At 62.5% G+C, this 25,390-nt stretch carries 22 protein-coding genes; 7 read left to right on the top strand and 15 right to left on the bottom strand.

The window, feature by feature from the left end:
* The first annotated feature begins 4 nt into the window (after nucleotides 1–4).
* From AC1DLT_RS00825 to AC1DLT_RS00815, 3 genes are read left to right on the top strand one after another with little or no spacing between them, the layout of a single operon-like run.
* Nucleotides 5–1,993, top strand: a complete 1,989-nt coding sequence (locus AC1DLT_RS00825; RefSeq protein WP_477485553.1) for a hydantoinase B/oxoprolinase family protein — start codon at nucleotides 5–7, stop codon at nucleotides 1,991–1,993.
* A complete protein-coding gene (locus AC1DLT_RS00820; protein ID WP_477485552.1) occupies nucleotides 1,990–2,313 on the top strand; it encodes a (2Fe-2S)-binding protein in 324 nt (107 codons plus the stop codon). Before AC1DLT_RS00825 ends, AC1DLT_RS00820 begins: the two co-directional genes overlap by 4 nt.
* Nucleotides 2,310–3,677 carry an FAD/NAD(P)-dependent oxidoreductase gene (locus AC1DLT_RS00815; protein WP_477485551.1) on the top strand — a complete coding sequence of 456 codons (1,368 nt, stop codon included), beginning with the start codon at nucleotides 2,310–2,312 and terminating at the stop codon, nucleotides 3,675–3,677. The genes AC1DLT_RS00820 and AC1DLT_RS00815 overlap by 4 nt, the downstream gene beginning before the upstream one ends.
* Before the next feature lie 18 nt (nucleotides 3,678–3,695).
* On the opposite strand, the gene AC1DLT_RS00810 is transcribed toward AC1DLT_RS00815, so the two are convergent.
* Both AC1DLT_RS00810 and AC1DLT_RS00805 read right to left on the bottom strand, forming a co-directional pair.
* Nucleotides 3,696–4,601 (bottom strand): LysR family transcriptional regulator, encoded by a 906-nt coding sequence (locus tag AC1DLT_RS00810; protein WP_477485550.1) that lies wholly within the window; start codon nucleotides 4,599–4,601, stop codon nucleotides 3,696–3,698.
* 56 nt (nucleotides 4,602–4,657) lie between these two features.
* Nucleotides 4,658–5,983 (bottom strand): NAD(P)/FAD-dependent oxidoreductase, encoded by a 1,326-nt coding sequence (locus AC1DLT_RS00805; protein ID WP_477485549.1) that lies wholly within the window; start codon nucleotides 5,981–5,983, stop codon nucleotides 4,658–4,660.
* A 236-nt stretch (nucleotides 5,984–6,219) separates the two neighbouring features.
* Between AC1DLT_RS00805 and AC1DLT_RS00800 the strand changes: the two genes are divergently transcribed.
* Nucleotides 6,220–6,696, top strand: coding sequence for an Lrp/AsnC family transcriptional regulator (locus AC1DLT_RS00800; protein WP_477485548.1), 477 nt, complete (start codon nucleotides 6,220–6,222; stop codon nucleotides 6,694–6,696).
* A 58-nt stretch (nucleotides 6,697–6,754) separates the two neighbouring features.
* On the opposite strand, the gene AC1DLT_RS00795 is transcribed toward AC1DLT_RS00800, so the two are convergent.
* The 7 genes from AC1DLT_RS00795 to AC1DLT_RS00765 form a co-directional block, all read right to left on the bottom strand.
* Complete coding sequence (locus AC1DLT_RS00795; protein WP_477485547.1) at nucleotides 6,755–8,413, bottom strand: ABC transporter ATP-binding protein; 1,659 nt, start codon at nucleotides 8,411–8,413, stop codon at nucleotides 6,755–6,757.
* Nucleotides 8,414–9,262, bottom strand: a complete 849-nt coding sequence (locus AC1DLT_RS00790) for an ABC transporter permease (RefSeq protein ID WP_477485981.1) — start codon at nucleotides 9,260–9,262, stop codon at nucleotides 8,414–8,416. It lies immediately after the preceding gene.
* Nucleotides 9,259–10,251 carry an ABC transporter permease gene (locus AC1DLT_RS00785; RefSeq protein WP_477485546.1) on the bottom strand — a complete coding sequence of 331 codons (993 nt, stop codon included), beginning with the start codon at nucleotides 10,249–10,251 and terminating at the stop codon, nucleotides 9,259–9,261. The genes AC1DLT_RS00790 and AC1DLT_RS00785 overlap by 4 nt, the downstream gene beginning before the upstream one ends.
* An 81-nt stretch (nucleotides 10,252–10,332) precedes the next feature.
* Nucleotides 10,333–11,943: an ABC transporter substrate-binding protein gene (locus AC1DLT_RS00780; protein ID WP_477485545.1), complete on the bottom strand. Its 1,611-nt coding sequence runs from the start codon at nucleotides 11,941–11,943 to the stop codon at nucleotides 10,333–10,335.
* A gap of 78 nt (nucleotides 11,944–12,021) precedes the next feature.
* Complete coding sequence (locus tag AC1DLT_RS00775; RefSeq protein WP_477485544.1) at nucleotides 12,022–12,738, bottom strand: HAD-IA family hydrolase; 717 nt, start codon at nucleotides 12,736–12,738, stop codon at nucleotides 12,022–12,024.
* Nucleotides 12,739–12,973: 235 nt separating this feature from the next.
* Nucleotides 12,974–14,350, bottom strand: coding sequence for an aminotransferase class III-fold pyridoxal phosphate-dependent enzyme (locus tag AC1DLT_RS00770; protein WP_477485543.1), 1,377 nt, complete (start codon nucleotides 14,348–14,350; stop codon nucleotides 12,974–12,976).
* A gap of 13 nt (nucleotides 14,351–14,363) precedes the next feature.
* On the bottom strand, nucleotides 14,364–15,200 hold the full coding sequence (locus tag AC1DLT_RS00765; RefSeq protein ID WP_477485542.1) for a GNAT family N-acetyltransferase: 837 nt from the start codon (nucleotides 15,198–15,200) through the stop codon (nucleotides 14,364–14,366).
* Between the two features lie 326 nt (nucleotides 15,201–15,526).
* On the opposite strand from AC1DLT_RS00765, the gene AC1DLT_RS00760 reads away from it, so the two are divergent.
* Both AC1DLT_RS00760 and AC1DLT_RS00755 read left to right on the top strand, forming a co-directional pair.
* The gene (locus AC1DLT_RS00760) at nucleotides 15,527–16,195 is read left to right on the top strand and encodes a haloacid dehalogenase type II (protein WP_105421692.1); all 669 of its coding nucleotides are present in this window, start codon (nucleotides 15,527–15,529) and stop codon (nucleotides 16,193–16,195) included.
* Between the two features lie 15 nt (nucleotides 16,196–16,210).
* Nucleotides 16,211–17,485, top strand: coding sequence for an NAD(P)/FAD-dependent oxidoreductase (locus AC1DLT_RS00755; RefSeq protein ID WP_477485541.1), 1,275 nt, complete (start codon nucleotides 16,211–16,213; stop codon nucleotides 17,483–17,485).
* A 91-nt stretch (nucleotides 17,486–17,576) separates the two neighbouring features.
* Here AC1DLT_RS00755 and AC1DLT_RS00750 read toward each other — a convergent pair whose 3' ends face one another.
* From AC1DLT_RS00750 to argE, 6 genes are all read right to left on the bottom strand, one after another.
* Nucleotides 17,577–19,034, bottom strand: coding sequence for an NAD-dependent succinate-semialdehyde dehydrogenase (locus AC1DLT_RS00750; RefSeq protein ID WP_477485540.1), 1,458 nt, complete (start codon nucleotides 19,032–19,034; stop codon nucleotides 17,577–17,579).
* Between the two features lie 23 nt (nucleotides 19,035–19,057).
* A complete protein-coding gene (locus AC1DLT_RS00745; protein ID WP_477485539.1) occupies nucleotides 19,058–20,098 on the bottom strand; it encodes a tartrate dehydrogenase in 1,041 nt (346 codons plus the stop codon).
* Between the two features lie 11 nt (nucleotides 20,099–20,109).
* Complete coding sequence (locus AC1DLT_RS00740; RefSeq protein WP_477485538.1) at nucleotides 20,110–21,573, bottom strand: aldehyde dehydrogenase family protein; 1,464 nt, start codon at nucleotides 21,571–21,573, stop codon at nucleotides 20,110–20,112.
* Nucleotides 21,574–21,733: 160 nt separating this feature from the next.
* Nucleotides 21,734–22,090, bottom strand: coding sequence for a cupin domain-containing protein (locus AC1DLT_RS00735; RefSeq protein ID WP_477485537.1), 357 nt, complete (start codon nucleotides 22,088–22,090; stop codon nucleotides 21,734–21,736).
* Nucleotides 22,091–22,114: 24 nt separating this feature from the next.
* Entirely contained in the window at nucleotides 22,115–23,038 is a 924-nt protein-coding gene (locus AC1DLT_RS00730; protein ID WP_477485536.1) for a 2-hydroxyacid dehydrogenase, read from the bottom strand.
* 19 nt (nucleotides 23,039–23,057) lie between these two features.
* On the bottom strand, nucleotides 23,058–24,191 hold the full coding sequence (argE, locus tag AC1DLT_RS00725) for an acetylornithine deacetylase (protein ID WP_477485535.1): 1,134 nt from the start codon (nucleotides 24,189–24,191) through the stop codon (nucleotides 23,058–23,060).
* A 260-nt stretch (nucleotides 24,192–24,451) separates the two neighbouring features.
* Between argE and AC1DLT_RS00720 the strand changes: the two genes are divergently transcribed.
* On the top strand, nucleotides 24,452–25,351 hold the full coding sequence (locus AC1DLT_RS00720) for a GNAT family N-acetyltransferase (RefSeq protein ID WP_477485980.1): 900 nt from the start codon (nucleotides 24,452–24,454) through the stop codon (nucleotides 25,349–25,351).
* Nucleotides 25,352–25,390: the final 39 nt, after the last annotated feature.

The following is a 25,390-nucleotide window of genomic DNA, read 5'->3' as shown; positions in this document are numbered from 1 at the left end:
GCCCATGTTCGATCCCTTGAACCTTCAGGTGTTTGCCAATCATACCCGCGCTGCAGCCGAAAACATGGCCTATACGCTGCAGCGGACCGCGCATTCCGCTTTCGTCAAGGAGACGGAAGACTTCACGGTCATGCTGGTCAACCGCAAAGGCGAGACGTTCGGCGTGCCGATGGGACTGGGCGCGACCTGGTATCCGGGTCTCACCTATAGCCGCGCGATCGCGATGATCGACGACTACAAGCCCGGCGACGTGGCATTCACCAACGATCCCTATTCCTGCTTCGTGGCGACGCACGCGCCGGACACCCATCTGTGGAAACCGGTCTTCTACGACGGCGAGATCATCGCCTGGACCGGCGGTCATATCCACAACACCGACATGGGCGGCGCGGTGCCGGCCTCCCTGTCGCGAGCGCTGACGGAAATCCATCAGGAGGGCATCCGCTTCCCGCCGATGAAACTGGTCAACGAAGGCGTCTTCGACGAAGACATTCTCAAGATCATGACCACCAATGTCCGCAAGCCCGATCTCAATATCGGCGACATGAAGGCCCTGGTCGGGGCGCTCAACACGGGCGAACGCAAGATCCTCGCCATGGTCGAGAAATTCGGCAGGCAAGCCTTTCTGGAGGGCACCGAGGTCCTGCTCGACCACGCCGAAGCGCAGGCGCGCGATCTTCTGCGCGCGATGCCGGACGGGACCTGGGAATTCGTCGATTATGCCGACGAGGATTCGGTCGAAGCCAACCCGTGCCGCCTGAAGCTGACGCTGACGATCACGGGCGACGAGGCAATCCTCGATTTCACCGGTTCCGATCCGCAGCTCGGCTCTTCGCTCAACGTCCCCTCGGGCGGTGATCCGCGCCATACGATGCTTCTGGTCGGCGTCTATTACGTACTTTACACGTTGAACCCGAAGATCCTCCTCAATACCGGGCTGACGAGACCGTTCACCTGCATCACGCCAAAGGGCAGCGTGCTCAATCCGATCGCGCCGGCTGCCGTCGGCATGCGCTCGCTGACCTGCGCGCGGCTGCGCTCCGTCATATTCGGCGCCTTCTGCCAGGCCGTGCCTGAAAAGCTGCCGGCAGCACCGGCAGGCAACAACTGCATCGTCAACGTCATGACGACCGACGAACGGAACGGCCGCACCGTGATCGCCGCCGTCAATCCGGTGGTCGGCGGCGGCGGGGGCATGCCCCACCGCGACGGTACCAACGGTTCCGGCGCCGATGCCGCCTATCTCAAGAATACGCCGATCGAGATCACCGAGACGGAAGTGCCGATCGAGTTCGTCAAATATGGCCTGGCAAAGGACAGCGGTGGCGCCGGACGCTGGCGCGGTGGGCTGGCGACCGAAATGGCCTTCCGGGTCTTTTCGCCCGGCAGCCGTATCACCGCCCGCAACCGCGACCGCAGCTTCTTCCGCCCCTGGGGCACGCTGGGCGGCAGGGCCGCAGGCCTGTCTGACATGATGCTGAACCCCGGCCGTGACGACTTCCAGCGGCTCGGCAATATCGATACAGCGGTTCTGCAGCCCGGCGACGTCCTGGAGATCCGCTCAGCCGGCGGAGGCGGGCGTGGCAACCCCGTCGAGCGCGAGACCTGGCGCGTGGCGCAGGACGTCGCACGCGGCTACGTTTCCTCCGAGGCTGCCGAACGTGATTACGGCGTCGTCATCCGCGACGGCATGGTGGACGAGGCTGAAACCGAAAAGGTGAGAGCCGCTCGGACCGCGCCGACCGGACACTTTCACTATGGCCCCGAGCGCGAAGGTTACGAGGCGCAATGGACGCCGGAGGCCTACGACCTGCTGACCGACCTGCTGCAGGGCCTTCCCATCCATTGGCGCTTCTTCACCAAGACGGAGATCTTCCGTCGGATGAAGGGGCGGGTCGGCGCCGAAGGCGTGGCCGCCGCGTTCGCGGATGTGCGAACACGCTTCACGAACATGCCAAACCCCGTCGAGGCGCGGAAAGAGGCTGCCGAATGACATCCGGATTGCAGCCTGCCGCTCTCGGGGGGCGAATTGTGCGCCTTGCCGAAAAGGGCAGGCCGCAGGTTCGGTTCCGGCTGGATGGCGCCGATTGCCAGGCACTGGCCGGCGACACGGTGCTCACCGCCGTCCTGGTCTGCGGACCTGCCGTGCGGCAGTCGGAATTCGGCCGAGAGAAACGGGCGGGCTTCTGTCTGATGGGAGCCTGCCAGGATTGCTGGATATGGCAGGAGGACGGCTGCCGGCTGCGGGCCTGTTCGACAATGGTCGCCGAGGGCATGCAATTGCGGACCGTGCCGCCGGAAACATGGCCATGACGGCACCGGGCGCTGAAAAGGTGGTGATCGTCGGCGCCGGCCCGGCCGGTATCCGCGCCGCAGAGCGTCTGGTGCAGGCCGGGGTCAAACCGATAGTCATTGACGAGGGCACCAAAGCGGGTGGCCAGATCTATCGGCGCCCGCCACGGGGCTTCGTGCGACCGCCGGAACAGCTCTACGGACCGGAAGCTCGCAAGGCCGTGGCACTCCATACGGTGTTCGACCGCATGGTCGCTGCCGGGCAGATCGACTATCATCCGCAAAGTTCGGTCCTGGCGATCGCCGGCCATTTCCTGCAGGCGCTGACGCCCGCCGGTCGCAAGGATTTCACCTACGACCGCCTGATCCTTGCCACTGGCGCCATGGATCGCCTGGCGCCGATCCCCGGCTGGCAGGCACCAGGTGTCTACAGCTTGGGGGCGGCACAGATCGCCCTCAAGGCGCAGGGCGTCGCCCTCGGCAGCCGGATTGTTCTTGCCGGTTCCGGGCCGCTGCTGACGCTCGTCGCCACCCAGTTGCTGAAAACCGGCGCCAAGATCGCCGCGATCCTCGATACGTCCGCGATCCGCAATCAGGCGGCGGGTCTTCCGGGCATGCTGGCAAGGCCGGGCATGGTCCTGCGTGGACTGCTGATGCGGGCAAAGCTCGGCCGGCTTTATCATGCCGGCGTGATCTTGGACCGGATCGAAACCGACGAACGCGGCCCCGTCGGCCTGTGCTGGCGCGATGCCCGCGGCCGGGCGCATGTGACGGCATGCGACATGGTCGGCCTCGGCTGGCACCTGCGCGCCGAAACGCAGCTCGCGGGCCTGGCAGGCTGCATGTTCGACTACGACGAAAGCTGGTCGCAATGGCTGCCCCGGACCGACCGGATGGGCAGGGCGGCCGAGGGACTTTATCTGGCCGGTGATGGTCTGAGAATTCTCGGCGCCGACGGGGCGGAGGTGGCCGGTCGGCTTGCCGCGACCGCCTGCCTTGCCGATATGGGTCTTCCTTCGCCGGACGCGAGATCGGATCTGCGCCGGTTGGGCCGCTACGAACGTTTTGCCCGCGCCATCGCGCGCGCCTTTCCCTGGCCGGGCGAAATGGTCCGCGCCGTTCCGGACGAGACGGTCGTCTGTCGCTGCGAAGGGGTGACGGCAGGCCAATTGCGCGAGAGCGTCGTTTACGGCGGGGGCGAAGCCAACCGGGTCAAGTCGCTGGCACGGGTTGGAATGGGCCGCTGCCAAGGGCGTTATTGTCAGCTCGCCGGCGCCGAGCTGATCGCCGAAAAGGCCTGTATCAAGGTCTGTGATGCGGGCCGGCTCCGCGAACAGGCCCCCGCCAGACCCCTGCCGATCGGTGAATGGGTTCGCGATGCCTGACCGGCTCGGCCGAGATGCCTAAGATTCCAAACCACCGGCCTTCAGGACGCTGGCACAGGCCTCCCGAAGATCGTCGCGCATGGCGAGATGGCTTCCCGTCAACGGGCGGTCCCGGCTGGTGAGCAAGGCGATCGGCACGGAAATCTTCTGCTGCAGCGGCCGAAGGACAAGCCCCGGAAACTGCTGCCATGGCAGGAGCCGATCGACGATTGCGACACCAAAGCCGTCGCGAACGAAGGGCAGGGCGGTAATCGAGATATCGATCTCGATCGCCGGGTTGAATATTTGCTTTTCCGCGGCCGCGGCGCTGATCAGAAGCCGGCCCGGCAGCGTGCCGGCCCGGTAGGAGATCAAAGTCTCGTTCTGTAGGTCGGCAAAACCGATCCGATCCAGTTCGGCCAGCCGATGGTGCTCAGGGACGATGCAGACAAGTTGCGTGTGCCCGAGTGTCTCCACCTCGATGCCCGGACGGGCCGTGTTGTTCATCACGATTCCGAGCGGCGCGTCACCGTCGCGGATCATGTCGACGACGTTGACCAGCGGGGCGATCAGCGAGCGCACGACGATATCGGGATGGGCCGCACGGAACGACAGAAGCGCCTTGGGTACGATCGCCATCGCCGGGGGCGCCGATGCGGCGACCCGGATCAGTCCGGTACGGCCGAAACGCATGTCCGTGGTGCGGCGGCGAAGGGCGCCGAGCTCGGAAAAAATCCGCTCGCATTCCGGATAAAGCTCCTCGGCTTCCCGGGTCGGAACCAGCTTTCCGCGCAGCCGGTTGAAAAGCTTGAAGCCCAGCTGGTCCTCGGCATGCAGCAGGATCTGGCTGAGCGCCGGCTGCGATATGTTGAGCATCGCTGCGGCGCCGGTCACCGTCCCGGTCCGCATGAGCATGCAGAAGACCTCGAGCTGGCGTGCCTGCATCGGGTTCACCGTGTCCTTTGGTTCGCGGGGTTCACTCTAGTCTATAGGCCCCAGGATCAGAAATCCGCCACCTTGCCCCAGGCGGAGGTTTGAAAACGTTTGGGATGATAGGGTAGCGGATCGACGATCGGGGTGGCGGCGGTGACGATATCAGCGATCAGGTGGCCGGCGCCGGGTCCGATACCAAAACCGTGGCCGCTGAACCCCGCAGCCAGGATGAAACCCGGAACGCTCGCGACTTCGCCGATCGCCGGAACCCCGTCCGGCGTCGAATCGATATAACCGGCCCAGCTCGCAGTGATGCGGCGCCCGCCGATCGCCGGCAGCAATTCGACGGCGCGCTCATATGTCAGCTTGATCGTGCTCGCGTCGACGGCCGGATCGAGGATGCGCATATGCTCCATCGGCGTCGGTCGGTCGAGCTGCCAGCGGGCCATGCCTTCGTGGCCGCTGCGCAGACCTTCGAGGCCGCCGGGCGACAGGCTGCGCCAGCGGCGCATGAACATCGGCAGGAACTGTGCCGCGAAACGCATGGTCTGGGCCGTCAGGTCGATCCGTCCACGCCCGCTGATGGCGAGCGTGTGACCACCGTCACCCCGGCGGGTTACCGAGACGCGGGCGGTATGGAGCGCGTCCGGCAGGTTTCCCTCACCGGGACCGACGGAGAGAATGGAGGAGCGGATCGAGGCCTGCGGGAAACGAATGCCGAGCTGGCGGCAGAAGGACGACGCCCAGGCACCGCCGGCCAGGATTGCGACCTTGGTCCGGATCGTGCCTTGTTCGGTTATGACGGCCGAGAGCCTGCTGCCTTCCGTCTCGATGCCGCGCGCCGCGCAATTCTGGAGCACTGTCCCGCCCAGCTTTACGATCGCGCGGGCGACCGCCGGGGCGGCATTGGCGGGATCCGCAGTCCCGTCCGTTGGCGAGAACACGCCGCCTTTCCAGGCGCGTCGCGTCGCGTTGCCGCGCTCGGTTGCCTCGGCACCGTCGAGCATGTGGGTAGTGACGCCCACCGTGCGGGCGAAATCCCGCCAGCGGGCCCAGCCTGCCAGTTCTTCCTCGTTGTCGCTGAGATAGAGGAGACCGCAGCGCCGGAAGCCGGTATCCTCGCCGGTCTCGGCGGCGAAGCGTTCCCACAGGTCGAGGCTTTTGGTCGCCATCGGAAGTTCGCGCGCATCGCGGTTCTGCTGCCGGCACCAGCCCCAATTGCGGCTCGACTGTTCGCCGCCGATCCGCCCCTTTTCGATGAGCGCCACCTTAAGGCCGCGTCGGGCGAGATAATAAGCCGTGAAGACGCCGACGATACCGGCGCCGATCACGACCGCGTCGGCGGAATGCGGCAATCCGGCATCGGTTTCGATGAGCGTGAGCGGTGCTGGCATGATATTCAATCTCCTGGGCGCAACCGGGTCGATGCGTCAGCATAATGGTGCGATCCGAATCGAGGTTGCCGCACACGGCCTTCGAACAGCACAAGATTCCGCCCGTAACCAATGATGCAATTTATTGTGCTGGCCTTCTCTGCGCAGAATGAAATAGACAAGAGAAGCCATAGTGTTAAAGTCGATCTCGGACTTTCGCGGCATAAAATGCTGTTGGCCTTAGGAGGTGTCCACACGTGAAGCTTGATCGTATCGACATCAAGATCCTCTACGAGCTGCAGAAGAACGGCCGCATCACCAATGTCGAGCTTGCCGAACTGGTCAATCTTTCACCCAGCCCTTGCCTGATGCGCGTCAAGAAGCTTCAGCAGGAAGGTTATATCCAGGGCTATTCGGCCCAGATCAATATCGGCAAGCTTGGCCAGACCCTGACGGTCTTCACCGAGGTCACGCTCAAAAACCATCGCCAGATCGACTTCGCGCGTTTTCTCGGGGCCGTGGAAAAAGTCGACCAGGTGATCGAATGCCACCTGGTGTCGGGCGGGTACGACTATATGCTCAAGTTCGTCACCGCCGGTATCGGCGAATATCAGACGATCATGGAACGGCTGACCGATATGGATATCGGCATCGACAAATATTTCAGCTTCGTTGTCCTGAAGTCGCCGATCGTCAAAGCGCATATGCCGCTTACCAGCCTGTTTCTGGTATAGCCGTACATGCTCCCAGCCAATAATTATTGTCCGCGGAAATGAGACGGCAATTGCCGCCTCAGCCGTGCACATAGGTTTTAACGAGCTCGGGATCACGCTCCAGGCCATCGAGCCAGCCAGGATCGAGCTTCGGCACGGACGAGAACAGCAGTTTCGAATAGGGGTGCTGCGGGACCTTCGAGATCGCAGGCGTGATTGCCTCGACCTTGCGGCCGTTATACATCACGACGATCTCGTCGCAGATCGCTTCGACAACCGACAGATCGTGGCTGATGAAGATGTAAGAGAGGGAAAGCTCCCGCTGCATTTCCTTCAGGAGATCGATGACAGCCGCAGCAACGACGGTGTCGAGGGCGGAGGTGATCTCGTCGCAGACGATCAGTTTCGGCTCGGCGGCGAGCGCTCGGGCAAAATTGACGCGCTGTTTCTGACCGCCTGAGAGTTCGGCGGGGGTTCGGCTGCGAAGCGTCTTCGGCAGGCGGACCATGTCGAGAAGCGCGTCGATCCGGGCATCCCGAACCTTGCCTTTCATGCCGTGGTAGAATTTCAGCGGCCGTCCGAGAATTTCCTCGATCGTTTTCGCCGGATTGAGCGAGGTGTCCGCATGCTGGAAGACGATCTGCAACTCGCGCAACTGCTCCCGGCTTCTCTGCCGGGCGGAGCGGGCAAGTTCGCGCCCGTCGAGGGTCAGTTGACCGGCTGATGCGGGCAGGATACCGGCAATCGAGCGAGCAAGCGTGGACTTGCCGCAGCCGGATTCACCGATGATGCCGAGATTGCGGCCTCGTTCCAGGGAGAGGCTTGCCTCCTGCACGGCCTTGACGAGCGGCAGACCGTCGGCCTGGATCGGGCCGTAGCCGGCGATCAGGCCATTGACCTTCAGGAGTGGCGCGTGTTCCCGCGCTGCAACAACGACGCTTTCGCCGCGAGATTTCGGTTCAAAGGCCGAAAGCAGCTCGCGCGTATAGGGATGCTTGGCATCGGACAGGATATCGGCGGTGCTGCCGACTTCCTGCACATCACCGCCCCGCAGCACGACGATGCGATCGGCGATCTGTGCGACGACCGCGAGATCGTGGGACACATAGACGCCGGCAATGCCGCTTTTCTTCATCACCGCCTTGAAGGCCCGTAACACCTCGATCTGGGTCGTTACATCGAGCGCGGTGGTCGGCTCGTCGAAGATGACGAGCTTCGGATCGGCGATAAGGGCCATCGCGGCGGCAAGACGCTGCAACTGGCCGCCGGAAACCTGATGCGGGTAACGGTTGCCGATTTCCTCGGGATTGGGCAGCGAAAGCGCCCGAAACAGGGAAATTGCCTTCTTTTTGGCCTGCACTAGCGGCATCAGCCGATGAATGCGCGTCACTTCGACGACCTGGTCGATGATGCGCTTCGACGGGTTGAATGCGGCCGCGGCGGATTGTGGCACGTAGGAGACCTCAAGGCCACGCACATGTGCGCGCTGCCGCTCGCTTAGCGTCATCATGTCCTTGCCGGCCACCGTGACGCTGCCACTCGAGATCCGACAGCCGGGACGGGCATAGCCCATGATCGTCAGCGCGATCGTCGTCTTGCCCGATCCGCTTTCACCGATCAGGGCGACGATTTCGCCGGGCGCGACATCGAGGTCGACGCCTTTGATAATCTCGATGCGGCGGCCCGCATCGGTCGTTGCCTCTACCCTCAGGTCGCGGATTTCAACGAGATTTTCCATTCACGCACTCCGATCGCGAATCTTCTTGGGCAGATTGTCGATCAGCAGGTTGACGCTGATGGTGAGGCTCGCAATCGCCAGCGAGGGAACGATGACGGCCGGCGCCCCGAATGGCAGGCCACCGATATTCTCGTGAACCAGCGCTCCCCAATCCGCATAAGGCGGCTGGACGCCGAGGCCGAGGAAGGAAAGCCCGGAGAGAAGGAGGACGATGAACACGAAGCGGATGCCGAAATCGGCAAGCAGCGGCCCCGTGATGTTCGGCAGGATCTCCGAAAAGACGACGTAAGGAATGCCCTCGCCACGGGTTCGGGCAACCGTGATATAATCCATCGTATTGACGTTTACGGCAAGCGACCGGGCAAACCGATAGGCGCCGGGCGTGTAGATCACGGCGAGCATGATGATCAGCACGGGAAGCGACGACCCGACGGCGGCAGCGACGACCAGACCGGAAAGCTTGCTTGGAATTGAGTTGAGCGCGTCGAGCAACCGGCTCAGCAGCGTATCGAACCAGCCACCAATGACGGCAGCCGCCATGCCGAGCGCGGCACCACTGAAACACGCGAGACAGACGGCGGCAAGCGAGATGCCGACCGTGTAGCGGGCGCCCATGATGATGCGCGACAACATGTCCCGGCCCAGATAGTCTGAGCCGAGAAGCAGTTTGCTGCCGATCGGGCCGAAATAGTCGTCGTCGATGATCTCGCCGACGGGATACGGAATGATATGGGGCGCGAGGAGGGCGATAACCGCCCAGAAGAGAATGATCGTAAAGCCGATCATCCCAACCCAGCTGAAACGATAACTCACTCTGCGGCCCAGTGTCGTGGACGTCGTCATGGTCAGCGCACCCTCGGATTGGCAAGGATTGCAACAATGTCGGCGAATGTGATGAGTGCGAGGTAGCCGACGCAGAAAATGATGGCGCAGGATTGAATGAGCGGCAGATCCCGGGTGGAAACACCATCGACCATCAGCTTTGCGACGCCGGGGTAGTTGAAGATCGTCTCGACGATGATGACGCCGCCGACGAGATAGGAGAGCGAGAGAGCAATCGCATTGGCGATCGGGCCGACCGCGTTCGGCAGTGCGTGCAGCAGGACTGCGCGCCAGCGTGACGCCCCTTTGAGGATCGCGGCCTCCACATAGGGCGTGTTGATCGTATCGATGACGGCAGCGCGGGTCATGCGGATCATCTGGGCCGAGACGACGAAGGTGAGCGTGATGACCGGCATGGCGTAGATCTTCAGCACCTGCCAGAAGGATGTAACATCGCTGGTGAAAGACAATGCCGGCAGCCATTTGAGATAGACGGAGAACAAGAGCACGGCCGATGTCGCAATCATGAACTCGGGCACCGAGATGATGCCGATGGTCAGGACTGTGACGATGCGGTCGTAGACCGAGCCGCGAAACATGGCGGCGGTGATGCCAAGCGTCAGTGACAGGGGAACCGCAAAAAGAGTGACGATGCCGGCAAGGCGCATCGTGTTGACGAACCGCGCCCCAATCAGTTGTGCGACCGGTAAATTGTTGACATAGGAGGTCCCCAGATCTCCCTGCAGCAGGCCGATGAGCCATCGCCCGAAACGGAGGAAGGCCGGTTCGTCGAGATGCATTGCGGCCCTGAGGCCGGCAACGGCTTCCGGCGTTGCCGCCTGACCGAGCAGGATCGTGGCGGTATCGCCCGGAAGCATTGCCGTTGCGAAAAAGACCGCGAAGGACACGATCAGCAGCGTCAGGGCGGAACTGCCGAGACGGTTCGTGATGAGTCCAAGGACATAGGTGCGCAATAGGGTTTCCTTGCCTGAAAAGTTCGAGATAGCCGGCACCATCCGTGGACGAACCAGGGACAGTACTATCAGGCGCAACCGCGGCGGCAGAAGAAGCTTCCCCCTGCCGCCAAGGGTCAAGCCTCAGGCGTCGAGCCAGACGTATTCGGCAAAGGCGTAACCCATCATGCCGCCGAGCGGGTTGGCTTCAAGCCCCTTCAATTTCCCCGAGATCGCATCCACGTTCGAAATGTAGACCGGGATGACCGTACCGGCTTCCTCGGAAATCATCACCTGCATCTGGCCGTAGATTTCCTTGCGCTTGGCCTCGTCGAGAAGACCGCGCGCTTCGACGAGCATATTATCGAATTTCTCCGACTTGTACTGACTTTCATTCCACGGTGCGTTGGAGGCGTAGAGAAGCGAAAACAGGATGTCCGGGGTCGGCCGCGGATTGATGTTGCCGAAGTGAACCGGTGCCTTCAGCCAGTAATTCGACCAGTAGCCGTCGGACGGAACGCGCTGAACGTCGAACTTCATGCCGATCTCGGAGCCCGACTGCTGGACGATCGTCGCCATTTCCACCGCCGAAGTCGGCGCTTCCGACGTGATCATCGGGATGGACTGGCCGAGCAGGCCCGCCTTCTGGAAATGGAACTTCGCCTTGTCCGGATCGTAGGCCTTCGGTTTCAGTTCCGCATTGTGATAGACGCTGGCCGGGGAGACCGGCTGGTCGTTTGCGATTTCGGCAAGGCCGCGCAAGACGGATTTCTGAATCTGCTGCCGGTTGATCAGATATTTCATGCCGGCCGCGAAATCGGCCTTGTCGCCGGGGGCGAGATCGAGACGGATGTTGAGGTCGGTATAATTGCCTGAGGTCGTCTGCGACAGCACGAAGCCGGGCTGGCTTTCCACCAGCTTCATCGAGCGCGGCTTGATCGACGCAGCGAGATGGATGTCTCCCGAAAGCAGAGCGTTGACGCGTGCGTTGTCGTCGCTGATGGCAAAGAACTCGAACGAATCGACGTGGGCGCCGCCTGCCTTGAAGTAGTTGGGGTTCTTGGTGAAGATCGATTTCACCCCCGGCTGGAAGGTTTCCATCTTGAACGCGCCGGTACCGATGCCCTTCGAAAAATCCGACGTGCCGTCCTGAACGATCATGAAATGGTGCTGCGACAGGATGGTCGGCAGGTCGGCATTCGGGTTGGCGAGGGTAATCTCGACGGTCAGCGGATCGACGTCCTTGACGTCGGTGATCTGCTTGGCGATCGCGTTGACCTTGGAGCCGACGGCAGGATCGAGATGCCGCTTCAGCGAGAAGACGACGTCTTTCGCCGACAGCGACTTGCCGTCGTGGAAAGTGACGCCGGAGCGAAGTTTGACGGTCCAGACCTTGGCGTCACCGCTCTTGATGCTCTCGGCGAGTTCCATCTGAACGGCGCCACTCTGATCAAGGAAGGTCAGGCGGTTGTAGATTGCGCAGCAGCGGACATAGTCGGTCGACAACGATGCCTTGGCTGGGTCAAGTGTATCGGCAGTCGACGACGACCAGCCTGCCGCCTTCAAATGCCCGCCTGACTTCGGGGTGGCCGCCATCGCGCTGGAAGCCCGGCCGAGGGTCAAGCCACCTGCGGAAAGTGCGACGCCACCTGCCAACAGCATCGTCAGCAGTTCGCGGCGGCTTGCGCCCCGGCGAATGGCGTTTTCGATCATTGCGTCGTCCGACGTGGTCCAGTTCGTGATCTTGTCGTTCATGTCATTCCCCTTTTCGCTGGTTGGCGGGCAACCCATCTTCCGTGGTTTGGCCCGATGCTTGAAAAATCGTGAATTCCGTCAGTTGCCGTGCGCGGTCCTCACGGCTTCGGCCAATCCGGCCATGGACGTGAAATGATAGTCGGGTTCGGTGAACTGCGACGGCTCGATCGTGCCGCCGTAGCCGGGCTGCGCATGTCGGCGCTGGATCCAACAGTTCGTCATGCCGAGGTCGCGGGAAACACCAATGTCGTGATACTGGCTCTGGGCGACATGCAGGATGTCGTTCTTGTCGGCGCCATCCCTGGCAACGAAGTCGAAGACCTTGTGGAAGAAGGCCGGATCGGGCTTTTCCGTACCGGTGTCGTCGGCAGTGAAAGCGGCATAAAATGGATTGCCGAGCGCTGCTGCGAAATAGTCGAAAGCCCAACGGCGCGCATTGGTCATGGCGATCAGGCGATAGTGCCTGCCAAGTTCTGCCATCGCCGCGGCACTGTCGGGGAAAGCCTTCCAGATCTTGGCGGAATCCCGCAGGCGAATGCCATAGGCCTCCTCAGCCGGCAGTCCGAGCCTCGGCGCAATCGCAAGATAGACGCGCACCAAATCATCGGGGAAAAGATCGGCATCTCCGGAATACCGGGCGGCGCGATAGAGAGAAAGCGCCTCTTCGCTGTCGATGGCGACATTGGCTTCGGCGGCGATGTCCTGCAGGCAGGACGTCAGACCGCTCTCGAAATCGATGAGCGTGCCGACTACGTCGAAGGTCATGTACTTGAATTCCGGAAGAGCTTTCGTCAATTCCATATCCCCAGTTGATGCTGCTGGCATAAACGCCACCTGCGAAAGAATATGCTGTTCCCGGCCTAGACGTTCTTCTATCGAAAATGCTGGATTTTCGGGGCCTTGAGGCCCTCATTGACTACAATAGTGACAGTTCGGTGGAACGGTTTTCGCCGAATCGGCAGGGCAGCTCGGCACAAAATTTCGAAATCGGGCTGCCGACGATATTTCGGCCGGCAGCACCGATAGCGGGTCAGCCCTTCACCGCGCGGCGGACATCGGGATCTTCCAGGGTCTGATCCAGTGTCTTTGCGGTGCGTTCGATAATCGCGTCGATATCCGCCTCCGTGCAGCAGAGCGGCGGGGCATATCCAATGACGCCGTTCGCAAAGGCCCGGATCACCAGGCCATTGTCCCAGGCGCGGTCGAATACCCGGCGGGCCGGCGCGGCTTCGGCCGGAAGCGGCGTTTTGGCTGCCTTATCGGTAACCAGCTCGATGGCCGCCAGCATGCCGCGACCCCGGACATCGCCGACCAGCGGGTGGGACTTGAGGCTTTCGAGACCTGCCATAAGCCGCGCACCGGCTTTGATGCCGTTTTCGAGCAGCCCGCCTTCGTAGAGCCTCAGCACTTCCAGACCCACGGCCGCGCTGACAGGGTGGGCCGAATAAGTGTAACCATGCCCAACCGCCGAGGCACCGGCGCCATCGGCGATCACCTGGTAGACATGATCCGCCATGAAAACGGCGCCCATCGGAACATAACCCGAGGTCAGGCCCTTGGCCGTCGTCATGAAATCGGGGACGATGTCATCCTCGCTGCAGGCAAACAGCGGCCCGGTGCGCCCGAAGCCGGTAATCACCTCGTCGGCGACGAACAGGATGCCGTATTCCTTGCAGAGGTTGCGGATCGCCTTCATCCAGCCCCTGGGCGGGACGATGACGCCGCCGGAGCCCTGGATCGGCTCTGCATAGAAGGCCGCCACGCGATCGGCGCCGACCGCCTCGATCTTCGCTTTCAGCGCAGCAAGCGACGCGTCGATGATCGATTTCGGGTCCTCGCCAACCGGGTTACGATAGGGATAAGGCGACGGAATCTTGTGCTGCCAGTCGAAGGGAATGCCGAAGCCCGCATGGAAGTTCGGCAGCGCCGTCAGGCCGGCGCCGACCGTGGAGGAGCCATGATAACCCTGCTCGATCGAGATGAACTGATCGCGCTGTGGCTGACCCCTGGCAATCCAGTAATAACGGATGAAGCGGATCGTGCTGTCGACGGCATCCGAGCCGCCAAGCGTGAAGTAGACATGATCGAGATCGCCCGGCGCACGGTCGGCAAGCTCGGCGGCAAGCCGGATGGCCGGCTCGGAACCGAGGCCGAAATAGGCCGTCGCATAGGGAAGCTCCCGCATCTGACGGGCCGCGGCCTCGACGATCGATTCATGCCCGTAACCGGCATTGACGCACCAGAGGCCGGCAAAGCCGTCTATCAGCTGATGCCCTTGCGCGTCGGTGACGGTCGCGCCCTTGCCCGAGGCGAGCACCCGCACGCCCTGTTTTTCATGGCCGCGATAAGACGCGACAGGATGGACGAGATGGGCGCGATCGAGTTCGATGAGGGAATTGCTGAGCATGGTCGTCTCCGGATCAGCCGAGGGCTTGGTTGGCCAGGGCAAAGGTGGTGAATGTCGAGGTGGCGGGACGGGCCACGACCGGGCGTGCCATAGCGATGCCGCCGCCGGCATGGGCGAGCGAATGTTCCGCCAGCCAGGCGGCGAGGCCGGCATCGCCAGTATCGACCCTGAGGAAGGCCCCGGACCTGCGGCTCATGAAATGCCTGACGAGTGCCTTGGCATCCTCGAGATCCGTCGCGACGACGGGCCCGATGACCTCGCCGCGACCGAACGTCCTGATGCAGGCAAACCCCGCGATCTTGCCATTGCGGCGGATCACGGCGAACTCGCCGATTTCGGCAAGTTTTGCGATCAGCGCCGAACGGCCGACGCCGAAGGCGTTGCGATCGATGGCGGTAATCTCGGAGAGATCGGCAGCCATGGCGGCCTCGGTATCGGGAGGCGCCGGCACTTCGCCGAGGGTGCCCTGATGCTGGAAAACAGCGCCGGTCTTCCGAAAACCCAGCTTTTCATAAAGCGGCAGGCCGTCGGAGGTGGCGATCAGCCGAAGCGGTCGCTCGCCACCAAGTCCGAGGACGGCGTCCATCAGGCGGCGTCCGACGCCACGGCCACGCAGCTTGGCGCCGACGATTACCATGTTGATGGTGGCGCAGTCATCGCCGTAAGGGGTCATCAATGCCGTGCCGACTACCTGGCCGGTCTCGTCCAACGCGACCACGCCCTGGCTCAGATGCAGGGCGACCTGCCAGTCCTGCCGGCGGTGCGGCCAGCCGGCTTCGCGCGAAAGCTGGGTGGCGCGATCCAGGTGCTCGATGCCGAAAGGTATGGTTTCGATGTCCCCGACTGGCATGGACGATGCTCTCCGTTTTGAGCTTCGAGTTTCGAGGGGAAGGGGCCGGACGATTATCCGAAGGCGGGGCCGGCGGCGGTATCTTTCGCCAAACCGGCGGCATGGGACCGCATCTTATGCCGCGCGTCCGTAATCATGGTCGAAAAAAGCCTGGTCGCCGGCCGCCACGCCGGCCACGATCTGCAACCAAATGCCAAACCGGCGCCACGATACGAAACTTTCTGCTTCGGATTGGGGGAAATCAGTCGGCTCGGCTGCCCGAAGCGGCCTTATGATCATGTCGTCAACCGAAAGGCTCGATGGGCCATCACGCAAGGACCAAGCGCATGACGACGTTCCGCCCGAAATACATCACCTTCGACTGCTACGGCACGCTGACCAACTTCCAGATGGCCGAAGCTGCGCGTGACCTCTATGGTGATCGTCTCGACGAGCCGCGCATGGTGAAGTTCATCAAGAATTTCGCAGCCTACCGGTTGGACGAGATCCTGGGCGACTGGAAACCTTATGCGGACGTCGTCCACAACTCGCTGGAACGCAGCTGCAAGGCAAACGGTGTCGCCTTCAAGGATGAAGACGCCAGGATGGTCTATGAGCGCGTGCCGACATGGGGTCCTCATGCGGATGTTCCCGCCGGCCTTGCCAAGGTCGCCAAAGAAATCCCGCTCGTCATCCTCTCGAACGCGATGAACGACCAGATCCACTCAAACGTCGCAAAGCTCGGCGCGCCGTTCCACGCCGTTTATACGGCGGAACAGGCAAACGCCTACAAGCCGCGCTTTCAAGCCTTCGAGTACATGTTCGATATGCTCGGCTGCGGCCCGGAAGACATTCTTCACTGCTCCTCGTCCTTCCGTTACGACCTGATGTCGGCACATGACCTCGGCATCAAGAACAAGGTCTGGGTCAACCGTGGTCACGAGCCGGCCAACCCCTTCTATGGCTATGTGGAAATCTCCGACATTTCCGGCCTGCCGGGCGTGGTCGGTCTCTAAGGAAGGCCGAAGCCAATGAAATATGTCTCCTACTGGCATGATACGGCACCCCGTTTTACGGGCGCCGTGGAAGGGCCGATCGAAGGTCACTACGACGTTGCCGTGGTCGGCGGCGGCTTTACCGGGCTCGGCGCGGCGCGGCAGCTCGCCATGGCCGGCGCGAAGGTTATCGTGCTGGAGGCGGAGACGGTCGGTTTCGGAGCGTCCGGCCGTAACGGCGGCCACCTGAACAACGGCCTTGCCCACAGCTATCTCTCGGCCAAGCAGGAGCTCGGCAAGGAGCGGGCGATCGCGCTTTACAAGGCGCTCGACGCCTCGATCGACACGCTGGAAGCAATCATCGCCGAGGAAGGCATCGACTGTAACTTCCGCCGCGCCGGCAAACTGAAGCTTGCTTCCAAGCCGAAGCATTTCGAAGGGCTCGCCAGGAATTTCGAGGCGGTTCACGCGGAGGTCGATCCGGATACGGCGCTGCTGTCGCCCCAAGACCTCGCCCAAGAGATCGGTTCAGCTTTCCACGGCGCGATGCTGTCGAAGAAGAGCGCCATGATGCATATGGGACGCTACGTCGTCGGCCTCGCTGAGGCGGCAAAAAGGCACGGTGCCATCATCGTCGAGAAGGCGACGGTTACCGATGTTTCGAAATCGGGCGGCCGACATGTGCTGAAGACGGCCAAAGGCTCGGTCACCGCCGACAATGTCCTGATGGCAAGCGGCGCCTACACGACACCGAATTTCGGTTATTTCCGCCGGCGGATCATGGCCGTCGGCAGTTTCATCATCGCCACGCGGCCGCTTTCGGAGCAGGAAGTCGCCTCGACGATGCCGGGCAACCGCACCTGCGTCAACAGCATGAATATCGGCAACTACTGGCGCCTGTCGCCGGACAACCGGCTGATCTTCGGCGGCCGGGCTCGATTTTCGGCGACCTCGGACCAGCGTTCGGATGCCAGGAGCGGCGCCATTCTGCGCGAGAGCCTCACGCGCATCTTCCCGCAGCTGTCCCATGTCGAGATCGACTATTGCTGGGGCGGTCTGGTGGATATCACCAAGGATCGTTACCCGCGGGCGGGCTTCCATGATGGGTTATGGTACGTGATGGGTTATTCCGGCCATGGTGCGCAGCTTTCAACCCATCTCGGCATGACAATCGCCGACGCGATCCTCGGCCGGCCTGATAGAAACCCCGTCAAGGGGCTCGAGTGGCCGGCAGTTCCGGGTCATTTCGGCAAACCGTGGTTCCTGCCGCTGGTCGGGCTTTATTACAAGATGCTCGACAAGGTCCAGTAACGGAACTCTTGCCATCGTCGAGAGCAAAAAAGGTGGGGTTGCGATCGCAACTCCACCTTTTTTGGATAAGAGTTCCGGTGCGGAAACGGGCTCAGTTGAGTCCGCCGATATGGAAGGCCTTCACTTCCAGATATTCCTCGATCCCGAGCTGCGAACCCTCGCGCCCCAGGCCCGACTGCTTGACGCCGCCGAACGGGGCGACCTCGGTCGAAATCAGGCCGGTATTCAGCCCGACCATCCCGAATTCCAGCGCCTCGCCGACCCGCCAAGCCCGCTTGAGGCTTTCCGTATAGAAATAGGCGGCCAGCCCGAAGGGCGTGCCGTTGGCAATGGCGAGCGCTTCCTCCTCGGTCTCGAAACGGAAGAGCGGCGCGACCGGGCCAAACGTCTCTTCGCTGGCAAGCTGCATGTCGGTGGTGGCTCCGGTCAGCACGATCGGGGCCGTGTATTGGCCACCGGCCGGCAGATCGGCCTTGGCCGTGACGATCGTCGCGCCTTTGGCGAGCGCATCCTCGACATGGCGGTTGATCTTGGCGATTGCGGCATCGTTGATCATCGGACCGATCGAAACGCCCGGCTCGGTTCCAGGGCCGACCTTCATGGCATTCACCCGGGCGGTGAGCTTCTCGGCGAAGCGATCGTAGATGCCCGCCTGCACGAGAATGCGGTTGGCGCAGACGCAGGTCTGGCCGCCATTGCGGAATTTCGAAATGATTGCCCCTTCGATGGCAAGGTCGATATCCGCATCGTCGAAGACGATGAAGGGGGCGTTGCCGCCGAGTTCCAGCGACAGCCGCTTGATACTGTCGGCCGCGCCGCGCATCAGCAGCGAACCGACCGGCGTGGAGCCGGTAAACGAGATCTTCCGCACGGCCGTGTTGGCCATGATCTCGTTGCCGATTTCCTTCGGCATGCCGGTGACGATGTTGACGACGCCTGCCGGAATGCCGGCCATTTCCGCGAGAACCCCGAGCGCAAGTGCCGAATAAGGGGTGAATTCCGAAGGTTTCACCACGACGGTACAACCGGCTGCGAGCGCCGGCGCAATCTTGCGGGTGATCATCGCGTTCGGAAAATTCCAGGGCGTGATGATGCCGCAGACGCCGACCGGCTCCTTCAGGACGATGATGCGGCGATCGGGCGTCGGCGAGGGAATGGTCTGGCCGCCGATGCGGCGCGCCTCTTCCGCAAACCACTTGACGAAGGAGGCGCCGTAACGGATTTCGCCACGCGCCTCGTCGAGCGGTTTGCCCTGTTCGGTGGTCAGCATCAGCGCCAGATCTTCGAGATGTTCGATCATCAGGCCGTACCAGGTTTCAAGCAAGGCGGCGCGCTCTGCATGGGTACGCTTCTTCCAGGCCGGGTAGGCCTTCTCGGCAGCCTCGATCGCCGCGCGCGTCTCGTCGCCTCCCATGTCGGGAACGGTGCCGATTACCTCTTGGCTCGCCGGATCGAAGACGTCGACGGTCTTGCCGGAGCGGGCACCAACCCAGGTGCCGCCGATCAGACCTTCTTGCCGAAACAGGGAGGGGAGTTTCAAATTCCGCATATGTCCAATCCTCGATACGATGTTCAGAGTGCGGCGAGCAGTGCCGCAGTGATGGTGTCCGTCCGGTCCTTGCCGGGAACCGTGCCGATCCCGCTTTCCGTGACCGCTTCGATCGCCGTCATGACGGCGATCGCCGCATCCTTTTCGCCCAGATGATCGAGCATCATTGCGCCGGACCAGACCGTGGCGATCGGGTTGGCGATCCCGAGATGGGCGATGTCGGGCGCCGAGCCATGCACCGGTTCGAACATCGAAGGCGCATTGCGCTCGGGGTTGATATTGGCCGAGGCGGCAAAACCGAGGCCGCCCTGAATGGCAGCACCGAGATCGGTCAGGATATCGCCGAACAGGTTGGAAGCGACCACGACGTCGAGCGTTTCCGGGGCCATCACCATGCGCGCCGCCATGGCGTCGATGTGATAGCTGGTGACCTCGACGTCAGGATATTCCGCTGAAAGCTGCCGGGTGACGTCGTCCCAGAACACCATCGAATATTTCTGGGCGTTCGACTTGGTCACCGAGGCCAGCTTGCCGCGCCGCGATCGGGCCTGTTCGAAGGCAAAACGCAGGATGCGCTCAACGCCCTTGCGGGTAAAGATCGACGTCTCGACGGCAACTTCATCCGCCGTGCCCTGATGGATACGGCCGCCTGCGCCGGAATATTCGCCCTCGGTGTTCTCGCGGATGCAGAGAATGTCGAAGGCGGTCGTTTTCAGCGGTCCTTCGACACCGGCCAGCAGGCGGTGAGGGCGGATGTTGGCATATTGCACGAAACTCTTGCGGATTGGCAGCAGCAGGCCATGCAGCGACACCGAATCCGGCACTTCTGCCGGCCAGCCGACGGCACCAAGCAGGATCGCGTTAAAGCTGCGCAACGTTTCGATCCCGTCTGCCGGCATCATTGCGCCGGTTTGCTTGTAGAAGGCGCAGGACCAGGGAAATTCCGTGCCCTCAAGCGCAAAGCCGCGCCCGTTGGCAGCCTTCTGCAGCACCGACCATGCGGCCGCTGTCATGTCGCGGCCGATGCCGTCGCCGGGGATCAGGGCAATCCGGTATGATTTCATGTTCTTCGTCCTTAAAGACCGATCAAGACGCTCTTGCTCTTGCGGTTGGCGTGGAAAGCTTCCCGGCCGAGATCCTTGCCGATGCCGGACTGCTTGTAGCCGCCGGTCGGCAGGATGTGGTCGCGCGAGCGGCCGTAGCGGTTGACCCAGATGGTGCCGGCCTGCAGCCGGCGGGTAAGGCGGATCGCCCGCGAAAGGTCGCTGGTAAACAGGCCGGCGGCAAGCCCGTAGCTCGGATGATCGGCAAGCATCATGGCTTCTTCCTCATCCTCGAACGTCTGCAGCGTCAGAACAGGCCCGAAGATCTCCTCGATTACTGCCGGCGACGTCTGGTCGACGCCGGTGAGCAGGGTCGGGGAATAGAAATATCCGGGAGCGTCCATGGGGCGGCCGCCCGTCAGGCATTCCGCCCCGGCTGCGACGGAGGCTGCGACAATGTCGCCAATGCGCTGGCGCTGCCTGTCGGAGATGATCGGCGAATACTGGCTCGCCGCATCCCAGGTGGGGCCGGGCACGATCCCCTGCATTTTCTTCAAGATTGCCTCGATCAGCGGCGCGGCGACGCTTTTTTCGACGATCAGGCGCGATCCGGCGACACATGCCTGGCCGGCATTGCTGGTGATGCTGGTGGTAACCGCCGCCGCGGCACGGTCGATATCGGCATCCGCGAAAACCAGCTGCGGGCTCTTGCCGCCGAGTTCCAGCGTCATCGGCTTGATGCCGATGCGGGCGATGTTTTCCATGATCGCCGAGCCGGCGCGGGTGGACCCTGTAAAGCTTACCTTGGCGATATCGGGATGGCCGGTGATGGCGTTGCCGGTGGTCATGCCGTCGCCGAGCACGATGTTGATCAACCCGGCCGGTATGCCGGCACGCACGGCGAGCTCCGCCAGGCGGATTGTCGAGAACGGCGTCATCTCGGACGGCTTCAGCACGACGGCATTGCCGGCGGCAAGCGCCGGACCGAGTTTCCATGCGGCCATGTTGATCGGGAAGTTCCAGGGCGTGATGGCGCCGACGACGCCATAGGGTTCGGTCATGATCATGCCGAGATTGCCATCGTCGGTCGGCACCAGGTCGCCGCCTTCCTTGTCGGCGAATTCGGCGAAGAAGCGGATCTGTTCGGCCGAGACGGCGATGTCACCCTCGACCAAGTGGCCGACCGGGCGGGTGGAGGAGACGGCTTCCAGCCTTGCAAGCGCCACGGCGTCCTGTTCGATGAGATCAGCCCAGCGATGCAGCACCTTCACACGCTCGCGCGGGCGAATGCCGCCCCAATTGCTTTGCTTCAGCGCCGCCTTCGCCGTCTCAACCGCCTGGTCGACGAGATCCGCATCGGCGACGGGGCAGTCGGCATAAGCCTTGCCGTCGGACGGTCGGTGCATTGCAATGACGCCTTCGGCCGCCACGAGGCGATCGCCGATGAAATGTCCCATCGGCAGGGCCAGGCTGTCGGGATCGAAACTCAGGCTCATCGGCTTATCTCCGGTCACTGGACGGCAATATTACCGGATCGGTGGAACCGCTTGATCCGGTAGAGCGAAGGGCCGCAGCGGAAAAATCCGTTTTGGCGGTCAATCACGGCGTATTCTGCGGAGCGGCCCGAAAGCGGTTGCCGTGCCGCGGCCGCACCTATCAAGGGGTGACGGTGACGTAGATCTTGCGGACGGTCTCGATGGTCTTCCAGGTGCCGACGAAACCCGGCTTCATGACGAAACTGTCGCCCGCCTTGTAGACAACGGGCTGGCCGCCTTCGGGAGTGAGTTCGACGACGCCGGACAGGATGTGGCAGAATTCGAAGGTCTGGCCCTTGATCGAATGTGTGACGCCGGGGGTCGCTTCCCAGACGCCGGTATGCACCAGTTCGCCATGGGCTACGTCCTGCGCCCAGGTCTTGAACTGCGGATCGCCGGAGATCAACCGGTCCGGTGCAGGAACGTTTTCGCGCGGTGCAAAGGAGGGGTGAGGCTCGATGGTCTTGAGAAGCGACATTGTGTTCCTTTCGAGGTTGAAGATTCAGTAACCGCGCTGCCGATCGATCAAGCCGACCGGGTCGAGTCCGGCGCGAAGCCGCTTGATATTGTCGATGACGGCGCGCGCGGCGGTATGCGGCTGGGTAATGCTGGCAATATGCGGGGTGAGCAGGATGCGTGGGTGATGCCAGACGGGATGGCCAGGCGGCAGGGGTTCCGGGTCGGTGACGTCGATTACGGCGCCGGATAGGTGCCCGCTGTCGAGTGCCGCGAGAAGCGCGTCCTGATCGAGCTGCGGGCCGCGTCCGACATGAACCAGTCCAGCGCCCGCCGGCAACCTAGCGAAAAGTTCCGCGTCGAGAAAACCGCGGGTCTCGTCGGTCAGCGGCAGGAGGCAGATCAGCACATCGGTCTCGGCAACCATGGTCGTCAGTCCATCCTCGCCGGAGAAACACCTGACACCTTCAATCTCTCGCGCGGACCGACTCCAGCCGGACAAGGGAAAGCCGAAGGGTTTCAGCCGCTCAAGCACGGCCTGGCCGAGATTGCCAAGCCCCAGGACGCCGATACGGCGCTCTCCGGCCTGAGCCTGCGGCAGGACCTTCCAGATCTCCGCCTGCTGCTGTGCCAGATAGGCCGCCAGGTTGCGGTGGAGCGAGAGGACGCCGAGGACTACATATTCCTGCATCATCCGCTCGATGCCTTGTTCGACCATGCGCACGATCTTCACGTTGTCGGGCACGCTGGCGGTGCGGAACTGGTCGATACCGGCGCCGGTCGAGAAGAGCACTTCGAGATTGCGGTAACGCGCCAGGTTTTCCGGCACTGTCCAGGTCATGAGATAGCGCACCCGTTCGGGGTCCACCGTCGCCGGATCCATGGAGAATGGCAGGTCCGGGATTTCCCGAGCGAAGGCATCCTGGAAAATCCGGCCGCGGGCCGCATCGGAATTGAAGAGGAATGTCATGGTCCGGATACGTTCCTGCTCATCGGAGTTCTGCGCGGCAATGCCGGCCAAGCGCTTCAATCATGGCCTGGCAGTCGTCGAGTTCGCTCGCCAGAATGAATTCATTGGGTTTATGGGCGCGGGCGATGTCGCCGGGCCCGCAAATGATCGCATCTACGCCGGCGCGCTGGTAGAGACCTGCCTCCGTTCCGTAGCTGACCGCCGCCAGCGGCTCGATCCCCGTCAGATCTTGCAGAAGACCGGCGAGGGGAGAGGTTGGCGCCAGCAGCAGCGCCGGATAGGCGCTGAGAACCTGCCAATCGACGTCAAAGCCTTTGGTCGCCAGGGCTTCGGCAACCGCCCGCACCGGGGCGAGCAGCGCTTCGGGATCTACCGAAGAGATGGCGCGTGCTTCCAGTTCAAGGCTGCAGATTTCGGGAATGATATTGACCGCCTGACCGCCGCTGATCGTGCCGATCGACAGAGAGGAATAGGGTGGCTCGAATTCGACCTCGAACGGTCCATGGGAAAGACCGGCGGCCGCGGCGACCGCAGCCTGCTGCACGTCCGTCATGGCATGGATCGCGTTGAGGCCGAGATCCGGCCGGGACGAGTGGCCCGAACGGCCCTTGAGCGTTATCCGGGCTGCCGCCTTTCCCTTGTGAGCCAGAATGGCGCGCAATCCGCTCGGCTCCCCGATGATCGCACCCAGCGGCGGGGCACACAGGTCCCGCAACCTTGCGAGAAGATGCGGGGCGCCCCGGCAACCGGCTTCCTCGTCGTAGGAAAAGGCAAGGTGGATCGGGCGGGAAAGCGGATTGGCGAGAAGCGCAGGCACGGCTGCCAGAGCGGCCGACAAAAACCCCTTCATATCGCTTGTACCGCGCCCGTAGAGCCGGCCTTTCTCGTTCCTCAACGAAAAGGGATCGCTGTCCCAACCTGCCTCGGTGGCCGGGACCACGTCCATATGGCCGGACAGGATGTAGCCCGGTTGGTCGGCAGGACCGATCGTGGCAAAAAGATTGGCCCGGTCGCCTTCAGGACCCGGCAGGATATGCGCGGCGATCCCCAAGGATCTGAGATAGTCCGCGATCCATTCGACGATATTGCCGTTGGGCGTGCCGACAACCGAGGGAAAGCCGACCAGCTTCTCCAGGATGTCCAAGGCGCGCATCGTCATCGTTCCTGCCTCTAAAAGCCGTCACCTCATGGCCGCCACACCTTGCTTTCGCAGAGCATGCGAACCAATCCTGGCAGGCAAGGTTAGAGGCAGAAGAAACCAATGGCTGCCGAAAGTGGACGCGATACGGTCAAATCTTGTGTTCGGCTTCGCTTCAGCAGTGAAATGTTTCGCGGGATCTCGACTAACGTGACCTCTGGGATATCCGATCGGTGCGACCCGCAGGAGGATATTTCAACTCGGCTGGAAGAATGATGGATAGCGAATTACCAGGAACCTTGACTGTCGATAATTTCGAGATGTGCCTTGCCGACGTCTCGAATGTCGAAATCTCCAAGCTGCAGTCATTGTCAATTTCGGTGGGCTGGCCCCACCGTGCAGCTGACTGGCAGCATCTGCTCGACATCGGGAAAGGGTATGTCGCGCTTGACGAGATCGGCCGCGTAGGAGCCTCGGGCATGTGGTTTCCTCATGGCGAGGGTTTTGCCACGTTCGGGATGCTGATTACCTCGCCGAGGCTGCAGGCCAACGGGGCGGCCAGGTGGCTGATGAAACGGATCATGGCAGACTGTGGCCGCAACCGTATCCGTCTTAACTCGACACGGGAAGCTCGGCGCCTTTATGCTTCGCTGGGGTTCAAGCCAAAGCAGACGGTTTATCAATGCCAGGGCACGGCGATCGCGTCGATGTCACTTGCACCCCTGGAGGAAGGACTTGTTTTGAGACGGCTGGACCGCGGCGATCTGGAGGCGGTCATCGCCTTCGATACTCCGGCCTTCGGGACTGAGCGTCGCCTGCATCTCCAGCGATTGTTCGAGAGTTCGATCTGCTACGGTCTATACCAAGGCGCGCGGCTGCGTGCCTTTTCGATGCGTCGGCGCTTCGGACGAGGACATGTTGTCGGGCCGGTGGTCGCCGGCAACGACGAGGACGCCATCACCGTCACCTACCCGCATATCGCCGCCCATGCCGACGGGTTCCTGCGCCTCGATACGCATATCGACACTGGCCCGTTTGCAGCACTCGTCCAGCAGTGCGGGCTCGGTATCTACGCTACCCTCACGACGATGGTGACTGAAGGGACAGCCGGCTATGGTACCGGACAAAATGACAGCCCGAAAGTCTATGCCCTGGCCTCGCATTCGCTCGGGTGAGACTTCTTCTGATATCAGACATCACGCTGTGCGCTGCCA

The sequence above is a fragment of the Neorhizobium sp. 05N33 genome (assembly GCF_056397445.1).
The sequence above is the reverse complement of the archived record's forward strand: the minus strand, read 5'-3'. Positions and strand labels throughout refer to the sequence as shown.